Origin of the sequence: Psychromonas sp. (genome assembly GCF_041586535.1) — a bacterium.
Taxonomy (GTDB): Bacteria; Pseudomonadota; Gammaproteobacteria; order Enterobacterales; family Psychromonadaceae; genus Psychromonas.
In genome coordinates this window covers 17386-30258 of sequence record NZ_JBFGZY010000027.1, presented here as the reverse complement: position 1 = coordinate 30258, position 12873 = coordinate 17386, and the positions used below count along the sequence as shown (strand labels likewise).

General features: G+C 43.2%; 11 protein-coding genes. 9 read left to right on the top strand and 2 right to left on the bottom strand.

Annotated elements, in window-relative coordinates; genetic code table 11:
• Window positions 1-288: 288 nt before the first annotated feature.
• Window positions 289-936, bottom strand: a complete 648-nt coding sequence (locus ABZA00_RS04900; RefSeq protein WP_372881024.1) for an alpha/beta family hydrolase — start codon at window positions 934-936, stop codon at window positions 289-291.
• A gap of 263 nt (window positions 937-1199) precedes the next feature.
• Between ABZA00_RS04900 and ABZA00_RS04895 the strand changes: the two genes are divergently transcribed.
• Window positions 1200-2018: a mechanosensitive ion channel family protein gene (locus tag ABZA00_RS04895; RefSeq protein WP_372881023.1), complete on the top strand. Its 819-nt coding sequence runs from the start codon at window positions 1200-1202 to the stop codon at window positions 2016-2018.
• A gap of 342 nt (window positions 2019-2360) precedes the next feature.
• Here ABZA00_RS04895 and ABZA00_RS04890 read toward each other — a convergent pair whose 3' ends face one another.
• Entirely contained in the window at window positions 2361-3518 is a 1158-nt protein-coding gene (locus ABZA00_RS04890; RefSeq protein WP_372881022.1) for an FAD-dependent oxidoreductase, read from the bottom strand.
• Window positions 3519-3870: 352 nt separating this feature from the next.
• Here ABZA00_RS04890 and miaB point away from each other — a divergent pair, with 352 nt between their 5' ends.
• From miaB to ABZA00_RS04850, 8 genes are all read left to right on the top strand, one after another.
• The gene (gene miaB / locus ABZA00_RS04885) at window positions 3871-5292 is read left to right on the top strand and encodes a tRNA (N6-isopentenyl adenosine(37)-C2)-methylthiotransferase MiaB (protein ID WP_372881021.1); all 1422 of its coding nucleotides are present in this window, start codon (window positions 3871-3873) and stop codon (window positions 5290-5292) included.
• Between the two features lie 131 nt (window positions 5293-5423).
• Complete coding sequence (locus ABZA00_RS04880; RefSeq protein ID WP_372881020.1) at window positions 5424-6452, top strand: PhoH family protein; 1029 nt, start codon at window positions 5424-5426, stop codon at window positions 6450-6452.
• Complete coding sequence (ybeY, locus tag ABZA00_RS04875; RefSeq protein ID WP_372881019.1) at window positions 6452-6928, top strand: rRNA maturation RNase YbeY; 477 nt, start codon at window positions 6452-6454, stop codon at window positions 6926-6928. The genes ABZA00_RS04880 and ybeY overlap by 1 nt, the downstream gene beginning before the upstream one ends.
• A gap of 9 nt (window positions 6929-6937) precedes the next feature.
• Window positions 6938-7804, top strand: a complete 867-nt coding sequence (locus ABZA00_RS04870; RefSeq protein WP_372881018.1) for an HlyC/CorC family transporter — start codon at window positions 6938-6940, stop codon at window positions 7802-7804.
• Window positions 7797-9359 (top strand): apolipoprotein N-acyltransferase, encoded by a 1563-nt coding sequence (gene lnt / locus ABZA00_RS04865; protein WP_372881017.1) that lies wholly within the window; start codon window positions 7797-7799, stop codon window positions 9357-9359. The genes ABZA00_RS04870 and lnt overlap by 8 nt, the downstream gene beginning before the upstream one ends.
• A 225-nt stretch (window positions 9360-9584) precedes the next feature.
• Window positions 9585-10352, top strand: a complete 768-nt coding sequence (locus tag ABZA00_RS04860; protein ID WP_372881016.1) for a RimK/LysX family protein — start codon at window positions 9585-9587, stop codon at window positions 10350-10352.
• Between the two features lie 9 nt (window positions 10353-10361).
• Window positions 10362-11888 (top strand): inactive transglutaminase family protein, encoded by a 1527-nt coding sequence (locus ABZA00_RS04855; RefSeq protein ID WP_372881015.1) that lies wholly within the window; start codon window positions 10362-10364, stop codon window positions 11886-11888.
• Window positions 11889-11891: 3 nt separating this feature from the next.
• The gene (locus tag ABZA00_RS04850) at window positions 11892-12839 is read left to right on the top strand and encodes an alpha-L-glutamate ligase-like protein (protein WP_372881014.1); all 948 of its coding nucleotides are present in this window, start codon (window positions 11892-11894) and stop codon (window positions 12837-12839) included.
• The last annotated feature ends 34 nt before the right edge of the window (window positions 12840-12873 follow it).

Here is a 12873-nt window from a genome sequence, read left to right as displayed (position 1 = left end):
CTTTGTGGCCAGCTAAAGCTGTTCAAAATCGTTCCATACGATTTTGTGCAATTAGAACAACTAGTTACTGCAATCAATGCCTTGCTTTCATCCATTTTTCCTACGCCTAAATAGATCATCTAATTAACGGAATTGGTATAAATCCATTATGATAATAATCAGCGCCAATCCGGCACCTAAACAAGATTAACTAATCCAAGTATTATAATACAGCACCAGAATAGAAAGCGCCGGATAATGGCTGCGTTTTGGTATATGATTCACACAACCTTGCCGCTTCATCCCGCCCTAATTTGCTGACCTTGTATCATCCGCACTCTTTTTGATAAACGTAGCCATATTATCAAGCGCTTTTTCCAGATGAGCCTGATAACTAAAGCCACTTTTAATGCGTGGTTTAAGATCATGATCGCCATCTTCAAGCCATAACCATTGGATATTACCAGGCAAAGCGTAGCTCTGCACCTCATCCTGATTACCAAGACGATCCCGCTCCCCCTGTATAATCAGTGTATCTTGTTGAATAAGCGGAAAATGCTCTGTTCGTAATTTATCCGGCTTACCCGCCGGGTGAAACGGGAAGCCTAAGCAGACAATGCCTTTAATATTGGCCATACTGCCCCTGGTTCCCTGCGTAGCAAGCAAGGTTGCGATCCGCCCGCCCATGGATTTACCGCCGATCACCATAGCCTGATCAATTTCCGTTATCACCTCGGCAAATTGCGCAATTAACTTAGGTGCACGCTCCGGCGGGCGGCGTGTGCCATTATCAATAGACTGCTGCATGTAAGCAAAGTTAAAACGTGCAACACGAATCCCCCGCAGCACTAATCCCTGTGTAATTGTTTCCATAAAATCGGAATCAGCCGGCGCACCGGCGCCATGGGCAAACACAAACAAAGGCCCATCGATTGGCCCGTTATAAATCATTTTCATTGTTTTCCGCTATTGGTTAAGTTGTTTATTCCGCTACAGAATTGGGATGTTATCTATTTTGAGCAAACCTCGCAGAACAGCACTGGCAAAATACTCCTTCTTTAACTTTCTCTGCTCACGCTTTTAACTATTTTTTAACTAAAAAAAATTATTCTCTATTATTTTTCTGTTGAATTATATACAGTTTAACTGTTTGATTATAAGCAATAAAGGTAGTGATTGAACCTTCTGTTTAAAATAATAATATTTACAAAGGTGAAAAAATGATGGATGTGCAAGAGATGATAACGTTAGTAAAGGATATTTCACTGGAATACGGGCCCACATTAGTTGCCGCTATTGCCGTCTGGGTGATTGGTGTTTGGGTAATTAATCTGGTAGTTTCCGGCTTAAACAAAGTTCTGGAAAAAGGCAAGGTTGACCCTTCTTTAAAGCCTTTCCTATGCAGCATGAGTACCATAATACTTAAAGTGATGTTGGGGATTACCGTCCTTGGTATGCTCAGTATTCAAATGACCTCCTTTGTCGCTATTCTCGCAGCAGCGGGTTTAGCTGTGGGTATGGCGCTATCCGGCACATTACAAAACTTTGCCGGCGGTGTGATGATTTTACTTTTCAAACCCTTCAAAGTCGGTGATTTTATTGATGCACAGGGGTATATGGGGACAGTCAAAGAGATACAAATTTTTAACTCCATTTTAAAAACAGCGGACAATAAAACCATTATTATTCCCAATGGCGGATTATCTACAGGTTCGATGGTGAACTTTTCAACGGAAGATAAACGCCGCGTAGACTGGACTATCGGTGTTGCCTACGGCGATGATCTGGATAAAGCACGCGCGGTGATCAAACAACTTTGTGATAACGATGAGCGTATTTTAAAAGATCCCGAAGTGGTTATTGTAGTTGCAGCTTTAGCAGACAGCTCGGTTAATTTTTCAGTACGCGCCTGGGTTAACGCACCCGATTACTGGAAGGTATTCTGGGCCATGAATGAAAATGTCTACAAAACATTTGCCAAAGAAGGGCTTAATATTCCGTTCCCGCAAATGGATGTGCATCTGCACAAAGAAAAATAGATTTTTGTCTATCTCGCGTTAGATATTCTAGCGTGTTAAAGCATTACGCTCTGTTAAACCGAGCGTATATATCTATACCCATGATACTTCAAGATGCAAAGTCAGCAAGGCAAATTGTGCCGAGATGCTAGGCATAAAATTGAAGTATAGTTAATCTACATAGAGATTTTATAACAACGCAGATTGGTACAAGTTGCCTTGCCCTGCGGGGCGCTAGCTCGAAAACCAGCTCTGCGTTGCAACAATCGAAAAGGGAATAACCATTACCTCATGCTGCGCCTTGTTCTGGTCTCCGAGCTCGTGCCTGACAAAGCATTTTGAAGTAACATGGGTATATAAGGGTTATAACCCCATCGCATACTTCATCACTTTATTCTTAAGTGGTCCGCTGTTTTGCGCCAATCCCAATACTCCTTTGCGCATTAAACGCACTGCACCAAGCTCACTTTTACTGACTTTATAGAACAGATCCATTGCAGATTGCATTAATAAGTTGGCCGGTTTACGCTGCCACTGATAGCGTTTCAACAGGGTCTGCATGGGCAAATCCGAACTGTGCTGCAATAAGTTCACCAGACATTCAACATCTTTAAAGCCAAGGTTAACTCCCTGCCCCGCCAGAGGATTAATGCTATGCGCAGCATCGCCGAGTAATACGCATCGCCCTTTAAAGTAATCCTGCGCATGCAAACGGGCAAGGGGAAAAGCGCCTTTATCCAGCACTGCAAAATCAAAGGGTAAATGTGCAAACTCCTCGACAATGGCCTGTTTCAATTGTACTGCCGACAGTGATTTTAAATGGGCAATTTTTTGCGGGCTGTGGTACCAGACTAAACAACCATTATTTCCTGCCAACGGTAAAAAAGCACAGGGGCCGGTTTCACGAAACTCCTGCCAGGTGATATTTTGCTGCGGGCAATCAGTTTTTATGGTTACCAGCATGCACTGTTGGCGATAATCCCAGGCCGTCACGCCAATATTTAACAAATGGCGGACAGTTGAATTAGCACCGTCGCAGGCAATCAATAACTGCCCTTTTATCTGTTCCTGATTATCCAGGGTAACCCGTACGCTTTTTTCGCCGTTAACAATGCCCTTAACCGCTCTGTTCTCATAAAAAGTAACATTGTTAAGATCTTTTAATGCCTGCCATAATACTGCCTGCACCCAACGATTTTCGACAATATAACCCAGTGCATTTATACCGATCTCCAAACTGTCAAATTTTAGTTTCTGACTGCCTTTTTCCCAGGTCTGCAGCCCCTGATAAGCACACAGACGGTTTTCGGGAATATCAGACCATACGCCGGCTAACTCAAGTAAATGTTTACTCTGCGCGCTAAAGGCTGAAACCCGTAAATCAAAGGGTCCGCTTACAGATGGTTTTAGAAAAGGTTTTTTCTCTACCAGGTGGATATTATCTCCCTGTTTGGCGAGCAATAATGCCGTTAAGGCGCCTACCATTCCGCCACCGATGACAATCACTTCTCTGTTTTGCATTATTATTTCCTTATTTTTTTGTTCAAAAGCGCAAGCAGCAGCTTCGGATAATTAATTGGCAGATGCTTTAACGCAGAAATAGACGAAAACGGCCGGGCTGTATCGATTTACTTTTCCAGAATACGTTTTTTCTGCCCAAACTATATGGCGCTCTAGCGCAGGATACAAAAATCAGCAAGTCCCCAATTACAGCCTAAGATCCTAAAATTAAACTTGTTATTAACCCTAGTAATCACGGGGCTTTGTCCCTTTATAACAGTTCGCAAAAGGAAGTAAACAAAGAGTAGCATGATCGACCTTAAGTGCGTAAAATACGACCTCTTTTTAGAACCTATGTATGAGCAGAGATATTATGAGCATGAAATTACACGTCAAAACTTGGGGTTGTCAGATGAATGAATACGATTCATCAAAAATGGCCGACCTGTTAAATTCAACAAACGGTTATGTCTCAGTTGAGAATGCAGAAGATGCGGACGTTGTTTTATTAAATACCTGCTCTATCAGAGAAAAAGCTCAGGAAAAAGTATTTCATCAGTTAGGACGCTGGAAAAAGTTAAAAGATAGCAAACCAAATCTGATTATTGGTGTCGGTGGCTGTGTAGCTTCACAGGAAGGTAAAGCAATTCGCCGCCGTGCTCCTTTCGTGGATATCGTTTTTGGTCCGCAAACCCTGCACCGTTTACCGGAAATGATCAAACAGGTACAACAAAACAAAGGTTCTGTTGTTGATGTCAGCTTCCCTGAAATTGAAAAATTTGATTGCCTGCCTGAGCCGAGGGCAGAAGGTGCAACGGCCTTTGTATCAATTATGGAAGGTTGCTCTAAATACTGTACTTTCTGTATTGTCCCCTACACCCGAGGTGAAGAAGTCAGCCGCCCGCTTGACGATATTTTATTGGAAGTTGCCCAGTTGGCTGAACAGGGAGTGCGTGAAATTAATCTGCTCGGGCAAAACGTAAACTCATTTATTGGCGCAACCCACGATGGCGGCACATGCAGTTTTGCGGAATTATTACGTTATGTTGCAGCCATTGACGGCATTGATCGTCTCCGTTTTACCACCAGTAATCCAATTGATTTTAGCGATGATATTATCGAAGCGTACGCAGATACCCCAGAATTAGTTGATTTCCTGCATCTGCCGGTACAAGCGGGTTCTGACCGTATCCTTGCGGCCATGAAACGTGGTCATAGCGTTGCCGAGTATAAGGATATCATCGCCCGTTTATTAGCAGTACGCCCGAGATTAACCGTAAGTTCTGATTTTATTGTCGGCTTCCCGAATGAAACCGATGAAGATTTTGAAAACACTATGAATCTCATTAAATATATCAATTTTGATACCAGCTACAGCTTTATCTACAGCCAGCGCCCCGGCACTCCGGCAGCTGATATGCCTGATGATGTTAGCCCGGAAACTAAAAAACAACGCCTCGCTATTCTGCAGGACAGAATACACCAGCAGTCACAAAGCATCGGCCGGAAAATGGTCGGCACAGTACAGCGTATTTTAGTTGAAGGACCATCACGTAAAAACATTATGGAGTTATGCGGTCGTACTGAAAATAACCGGATCGTTAACTTTGAAGGTGACCACCGTTCAATCGGCGGATTTGTGGATGTAGAAATAACAGAAGTTCACACTAACTCAATTCGCGGAAAATTCATCCGCGGAGAGGACGAAATGAACCTGCGTGAATCAATTCGCCCAAGCGATATTGTTAACAAACACGAAAATAAAGCAGGTGTTGAGCTGTTTATTCCCGCATAATTTACTCTGTCAACAAAACTAACACTATTAAAAAGTTAGTTTTGTTGATATAAATATCAGCAGCGTTGATGATTTTAACAGTTCTCAACGCACAGATTTATACTTCATGTTTAATTTAAGGTTTAACCATTTTGACTACAAAACTGACTACCGTTTATCTCGATTTAGTTCCCGCAGACAGCAAACGTTTAGCAGTATTATGCGGTGCATTTGATGACAATATCAAACAGGTAGAACGTCGCTTAGGACTGGAAATAGTTTATAAAAATGAACATTTTCAAATTATTGGCGAGCATCGTTATGCGCAGGCCGGTGCGGATCTTCTTAAAGAGCTATATATAGAAACCCAACCGGTCAAAGGTAAAACAGCTGCTTTATCTGCTGATGAAGTCCATCTTGCGTTACAAAACCTCACCTCAACACACCGTTTGTTAGAAGTAAAATCAGAACAGCAGGAATCTTATCAAAGTCTGTCGATTAAAACTAAACGCGGCATTATTAAACCGCGCGGTGAAAATCAGACTAAATATGTCAGTAATATTTTAAAGAGTGATATCAGCTTTGGCGTCGGTCCGGCCGGAACGGGTAAAACCTACTTAGCCGTCGCTTGTGCTATAGAGGCTTTGGAGCGTCAGGAGGTACGGCGTATTCTACTGACCCGTCCTGCAGTGGAAGCCGGCGAAAAGTTAGGCTTTTTACCCGGTGACTTATCGCAAAAAGTCGATCCCTACCTGCGTCCCCTATATGATGCGCTTTTCGAAATGCTCGGTTTTGAAAAAGTCGAAAAACTGATTGAAAAAAATGTGATTGAAATAGCGCCGCTCGCTTATATGCGTGGCCGTACCCTAAATGATGCCTTTGTTATTCTGGACGAAAGTCAAAATACCACGGTCGAGCAGATGAAAATGTTTTTAACCCGGATCGGTTTTAACTCCACGGCGGTCATTACCGGTGATATCACCCAAATCGACCTGCCCCGCCATCAAAAATCGGGTTTACGTCATGCCATTGAAGTACTGGCAGAAGTTGAAGATGTCAGTTTTAATTTCTTCTTAGCCGAAGATATTGTTCGTCACCCTGTGGTAGCGCGCATTGTTAAAGCCTATGAAGCATTTGAACGTAAAGCGGAAACAGAAGCCGCTAAGCTGGAAATAAAATAATGCAGTTATACGTTGATTTACAAGTTGCCTGCGCTGACGACAGTGACATGCCAGAACTGGCAGCATTTGAAAAATGGGTTGAAACGGCGGTTACAGCAGGTTCTGATAAGGTCAGAGAAGAGGCTGAACTGACTGTGCGTATTGTTGATCCGGATGAAAGTATGCAGCTCAATCACCAGTATCGTCATATCCAAAAACCCACCAATGTGCTCTCTTTTCCCTTTGAAAATCCTCCGGGGATCACATTACCATTACTTGGTGATCTGATTATCTGCAAAAAAGTGGTAGAAAGTGAGGCTCAGTTGCAGAATAAAACCTTAACCGCCCATTGGGCGCATATGGTTATCCACGGTACTTTGCATCTGTTAGGCTATGACCACATTGAACAGCAGCAAGCACTCGAAATGGAAAGCTTAGAAACACAACTGTTAACCGGACTCGGTTTTACAGATCCTTATTTCAGTGAAAGAGAGTAAATAAAGTTAATGTCCGAAGACAAAACGCAAACAGTACACGATGTCCCTAGAGTAGGATTATTTGATAAAATTGGTAATCTTTTTCAAGGTGAGCCGCAATCTCAGGAAGAATTACTTGAGGTAATTCAAGGCGCAAAAGAGCGTCAGGTCATTGATCAAAAAACCAAAGAGATGATCAAGGGTGTGTTGGATGTATCCAATTTACGGGTACGCGATATCATGATCCCGCGCTCGCAAATGACTACATTAGGGTTGCATCAAAGCGTTGAAGAGTTTCTACCCGAAGTGATTGAATCGGCGCATTCACGCTACCCGGTGATCACCGAGGACAAAGATCATATTGTGGGTATTTTACTGGCCAAGGATCTGATTAAATATGGCTTTAGCAGTGATGCAAATGGCTTTAAAATTGAAGATATCCTCAGAGAGGCTGTCGTCGTTCCGGAAAGCAAACGTTTAGATACGTTATTAAAAGAGTTTCGCAGTCAGCGTTACCATATGGCGATTGTTGTCGATGAATACGGTGGCGTTTCCGGCCTGGTGACCATCGAAGATATTTTAGAGGTTATCGTCGGTGAAATTGAAGACGAGTTCGACGATCAGGAAGAGGAAGAGATCCGCAAAATTGGTAAAAGAACCTATGTTGTTAATGCGATGACATCGATTGATAAATTTAACACCTTCTTTTCTACCGCACTGGATATTGAAGGACAGGATACCGTAGCTGGCTTTATTATTCATGAACTCGGGCACCTTCCCCGGCGCGGCGAGAGCCTTACCTTTAATGATCACCAGTTCAAGGTAACCATCGCCGATAACCGCCGCTTAATACAAATCCAGGTACTGACCCCGAAAGAGTTAAACAATATTGAGTGATCCTATTTTGCTTGAAAAATTAAATGATGTTACGAAACATCTTTACGGGCAACTTTTTGTTGCCCTTCTTCTAGGTGCCCTTCAGGTTTTTGCTTTTGCCCCCTTCGGACAATGGTGGGTTATCTACCCGGCCTTTGTCGCTTTCTTTTTATTACTGCAGCGGGTACAAATAACTACCCGGCGTCCTTTTTTAATTAGCTTTACTTTTTGTATCGCCATGATGATAGCCACTATCCACTGGGTATATGTGAGCATGGATCTTTTTGGCGGCATGCCGAAGATCGTCAGCGCCCTGTTGATTATTTTATTATGTGCTTATCTCGCCATTTACCCAAGCCTGGCACTCTGGGTAAGCACCCGTTTTTCAGGGTTGTCTGATATCCAGCGTTACCTTCTGCTGATGCCGGTACTATGGCTCATCTCAGATTGGCTAAGGGGAGTTGTCCTGACCGGTTTTCCCTGGGCATACCTAGGCTACAGCCATGCTGGTACACCTTTAGCCGGCTTTGCACCTTTATTAGGTGTACAGGGAATTACCCTGGTAATCATGGTCATTTGCGGCGCGTTCATCTTGCTTATCCGCAGGCAACAGCTGGTATTGAGTGGCTCTTTAATCGCCGCCTTGCTGATAAGTGGTTACAACCTGCAAAAACAACGCTATACCCAGCCACAACCCGAAATAACCGTCTCATTAGTGCAGGGAAATATTGATCAGCATCTGAAATGGAAAACAGAACAGTTATATCCTTCTCTGTTGAAATATATAGAACTCAGTGAAACCAGGCGGGATGATCAAAATGAACTTATTATCTGGCCGGAATCAGCCATTGCGGCGCTGGAACTTAATGTTCAGGACTTTTTACAACCTTTATCAGCTGAGTTAGCTGCAAACAATAAAACCTTAATTACTGGTATTATCGGCTATGAAAGAGCAACGGATGACTACTACAATAGCATCATTACCTTAGGAAAATTACCTGAGCAACAGGGGTATTCTCTGCAAAGCGGCAACCGCTACCAAAAACATCACCTCCTGCCGATTGGGGAGTTTGTCCCTTTTGAAAATTTATTACGTCCTCTAGCCCCCTATTTCAATCTACCTATGTCGAGCTTCCAGCGCGGCCAGGCAGTTCAGGATAATTTACAGACAGAGCAGACAACCTTAGCCGCGGCGATTTGTTATGAAATAGCCTTCCCTGAACTGTTACGTAAAAATATAAGCGCAGAAACAGGGATGCTGCTAACGTTAAGTAATGATGCCTGGTTTGGCAACTCAATCGGGCCGGATCAGCATTTAGAGATTGCCAGAATGCGCGCAATTGAATTTGAGCGACCTCTGTTACGCGCCACCAATAATGGTGTAACCGCTATTTTCGATGCAGCAGGTAATGAACTAGAGCGATTACCCAAAAACACTGCCGCTGTTTTGACCAAAAACATTCAGCCCTCTTATGGCAAAACACCTTACCAAGTAGTTGGCAGCTTTCCTCTCTACTTATACTGTTTGGTGGTACTCATTGGGTTATTTTTATATTCCCGTTATAACAAACAGTAGGGGTTGTTAGGGGCTTATATGGACTCCCACTGACATTTCTGAACAACTGATTCAGGTTATTTCCTTACTTCATCGCCTCCATAAGAAGCATGGATTAAGAAATATACTGTATACCTGAAAATGCTTTTTATTCTCTTCACTTGAGGCTTGGATTTCACTGCTATTTTTACGACATAATGCTATGCTTCAGGTGTTACTAATTAAAAATAAGGGTAAGGATTGTTTATGTTTTTAAATAAAACTGTGCTGTTATCCGCACTGCTGCTGGCCAGCCTTAGTGGTTGTGTCAGTAAACAGGCAAGGGAGCAGCAGACGCAAATAATCAATCTCCAGGAGGAGCTGGTTACAGCGCAGCAGGAGCACTTACAGGCAAAGCAGGAGCACCTGCAGGCTCAACAAGATCATTTGCAGACACAAACTGAATTAACAGCAGCAAATGACGCTTTGTCGGCGAGTAAAACACAAGTGAGTGAATTAAGCGTTTTACTTTCTTCTGCAAAAGCCAAACTGGCAGTCAAAAAAAAGGAAGAGACCAATCTGCTTGACAATAAATCCATTCTCGGAGAATCAGAATGGGTTTATGTATCGGCAGTAAAGCGTAATTTCAAGGCAAGAATAGATACCGGCGCAACAACCGCTTCAATCAATGCGACAAATATCGAGCGTTTTGAACGGGACGGTAAAAAATGGGTGCGTTTTAATTTAGCCCATGAAGAAGATGCCACACCACAGGTTATTGAAGCAAAAATAGTCCGTTTAGTCAGAATTATTCAGTCCAGTGATCCGGAAGATACCCAGGGACGCGTAGTGGTTAATCTGCATGTTCGTATCGGTAAAGTAGCAGGCGAAACTGAATTTACTTTAACAGATCGTACCCATATGGAATTTCCAATTTTAATTGGCCGTTCATTCTTACAGGATGTTGCTGTCGTTGATGTCAGCAAAGAGTATATCTATCCCAAGTATAAAGAAAATAGCGCAGCTAAAGAGTAGGGCTTAATTATGAGATCTAAGGTTTTCTTTTACGTTTTAATAGCCAGCTTATTTATTCTGGGTATATTTCAATCGGTACAGCGTCATATGGCGCTTGATATTCCCTGGTTTCCGGGTGAAACACGCACCATCTGGAGCATCGATGCAAAAATTGACTTTGTTGCACAGGGAAAACCGGTCCTCGCCTCCTTGAGCACGCCGAAAGCACAAGCCGGCTTTACCCAGCTCAGTCAAAATGCCGCCTCGCCGGGTTACGGTCTGTCTTTTCTGAATGAGGGCAATAGCCCCCAAGCCCAGTGGGGGATTCGAGATGCGCTGGGAAAACAAACTCTTTATTATAATATCCAAGTGCTCGTTGATGCCAGAAGTAAAGATCCGCAAATAAACGAACTACCGGAACTGCTGCAGAGAGAATCCGGTGCAGCTGGACTTGCAGCAACCAAGGTTATCATCAGTGAGGCCTATGAAAAAAGTGCAGATGCATTTAGTTTTACCCGTGAACTTTTAAAAGTATTGAATGATGAAGATCCTAATCAAAATGTAAGGCTAATGCTCAATGGTAATTCTCCCAGCCCCGAGCTGTTAATTACTCTATTAAATGAGGCTGAAATTCCAGCTAAAAAAATTGGAGCCCTAAAACTGGAGGACGGACGTCGGCGTCAGCATCTGCACTATTTGGTTGAAGTCTTTCAGGAGCAAGATGGTTTTATCACTTCCCGACTTTTTGATCCGGCCAGCACTCAGGCAGTCAACCGCGAGAATTTATTGCTTTGGGATCAAAGTGGTAAGGCCCTGCTTGAATTAACCGGCGGGGTAGATTCGACAGTAAGCTTTTCTATGATTAAACAAAACCAACCAGCCTTATCGGTGATCATGGAAAAACCGGTCAATGAGCATCTGTTTAACTTTTCAATTCACAGCCTGCCGGTTGAAGATCAATCGCTTTTCAAGGGCATTTTAATGATCCCTTTAGGGGTCCTGGTCGTGGTAATAATGCGTATTTTAATCGGCCTGAAAACATCAGGAACCTTTATGCCGGTGTTAATCGCCATGGCGTTTATTCAAACCAGCTTAATTACAGGATTAGTCGGTTTTATTCTGCTTGTTTCGGTTGGTTTATTTATTCGCTCCTACCTGTCACACCTGAATTTACTGCTGGTCTCGAGAATATCGACGGTAATCATTATGGTTATTCTATTAATTTCCATGTTCAGTGTGCTGGCATACAAACTTGGTCTTACCGAAGGACTTAAAATTACTTTCTTCCCGATGATCATCCTCTCCTGGACAATTGAACGTATGTCAGTGTTATGGGAAGAGGAAGGCGCAAAAGAGGTAATGAAACAAGGCGGTGGTAGCTTAGCCGTTGCGGTGATCGCTTATTTTGTAATGAGTAATGAATATACCCGTCATTTAATGTTTAACTTTATCGGCTTACAGTTTGTTGTTATGGCATTCGTGTTATTACTCGGTAGCTATACCGGTTACCGTCTGTTGGAACTACGCCGCTTTAAACCTATGCTCGACGGAGAGTAAACTATGTTTTTCGCCAATCCTTTTAAGCTGAAAAAAAAAGGTATTATGGGCATGAATCAGCGTAATAGCGGTTATATCGGCCGCTATAACCCGCGCAGATTATACCCGTTAGTGGATAATAAACTTAAAACCAAAATTATTGCCCATGAAGCACAGGTAACCACACCGGCTCTTTTAGGTGTTATATCCATGCAGGTGGAAGTTGAGCATGTTGAGGACTATATCAAAGGTGTACCCGGATTTGTTATCAAACCTGCTAAAGGGAGTGGTGGTAAAGGTATTCTGATCATCACCAAAATTGAACACGGCCGTTATTATAAAGGTAATGGCAAAGAAGAGAGTCTTTCTGAAATTAAACGCCATGTCACCGATATTCTCGCCGGCTTATTCAGTTTAGGAGGAAGCCCCGATGTTGCCGTCGTTGAAGGTTTAATCCAATTTGATAATGCCTTTGACGGCTTCAGCTTTGAAGGGGTACCGGATGTTAGGGTGATCGTATTCAAAGGCTTTCCGGTAATGGCAATGATGCGCCTTTCCACATCAGCATCTGATGGTAAAGCTAACCTGCATCAGGGCGCGGTGGGAGTGGGCCTTAATATCGCTACCGGCAAAGCACTGCATGCGGTACAATTTGGCCTGCCGGTTAAATATCATCCTGATACCAATAAACAGCTCACACTTTTAGAAGTCCCTAAGTGGGAGCGTCTGATCTATCTGGCAGCCAGTTGTTATGAAATGACCGAAATGGGTTATATAGGAACGGATATGGTACTGGACCGTGAGCAAGGACCGATGTTACTGGAGCTCAATGCCCGACCTGGCCTGGCGATTCAGGTCGCCAATGGTCAGGGTATTCTTCCGCGCCTAAAACTCATTGAAAGCCTTGGTGATACCTCTAAAATGAGCGTAGAAGAACGTATTGCTTTTTCTAAAGAACATTTTAACCAGTAGTAAACCAATCTAACTCCCCCTCTGCCGCACCACA

What these genes read in the sequence shown, in the direction of transcription:
- ABZA00_RS04900 (WP_372881024.1), bottom strand. Translation starts at nt 936, where the DNA reads ATGAAAATGATTTATAACGGGCCAATCGATGGGCCTTTGTTTGTGTTT.
- ABZA00_RS04895 (WP_372881023.1), top strand. Translation starts at nt 1,200, where the DNA reads ATGATGGATGTGCAAGAGATGATAACGTTAGTAAAGGATATTTCACTG.
- ABZA00_RS04890 (WP_372881022.1), bottom strand. Translation starts at nt 3,518, where the DNA reads ATGCAAAACAGAGAAGTGATTGTCATCGGTGGCGGAATGGTAGGCGCC.
- miaB (WP_372881021.1), top strand. Translation starts at nt 3,871, where the DNA reads ATGAGCATGAAATTACACGTCAAAACTTGGGGTTGTCAGATGAATGAA.
- ybeY (WP_372881019.1), top strand. Translation starts at nt 6,452, where the DNA reads ATGCAGTTATACGTTGATTTACAAGTTGCCTGCGCTGACGACAGTGAC.
- ABZA00_RS04870 (WP_372881018.1), top strand. Translation starts at nt 6,938, where the DNA reads ATGTCCGAAGACAAAACGCAAACAGTACACGATGTCCCTAGAGTAGGA.
- ABZA00_RS04860 (WP_372881016.1), top strand. Translation starts at nt 9,585, where the DNA reads ATGTTTTTAAATAAAACTGTGCTGTTATCCGCACTGCTGCTGGCCAGC.
- ABZA00_RS04855 (WP_372881015.1), top strand. Translation starts at nt 10,362, where the DNA reads ATGAGATCTAAGGTTTTCTTTTACGTTTTAATAGCCAGCTTATTTATT.
- ABZA00_RS04850 (WP_372881014.1), top strand. Translation starts at nt 11,892, where the DNA reads ATGTTTTTCGCCAATCCTTTTAAGCTGAAAAAAAAAGGTATTATGGGC.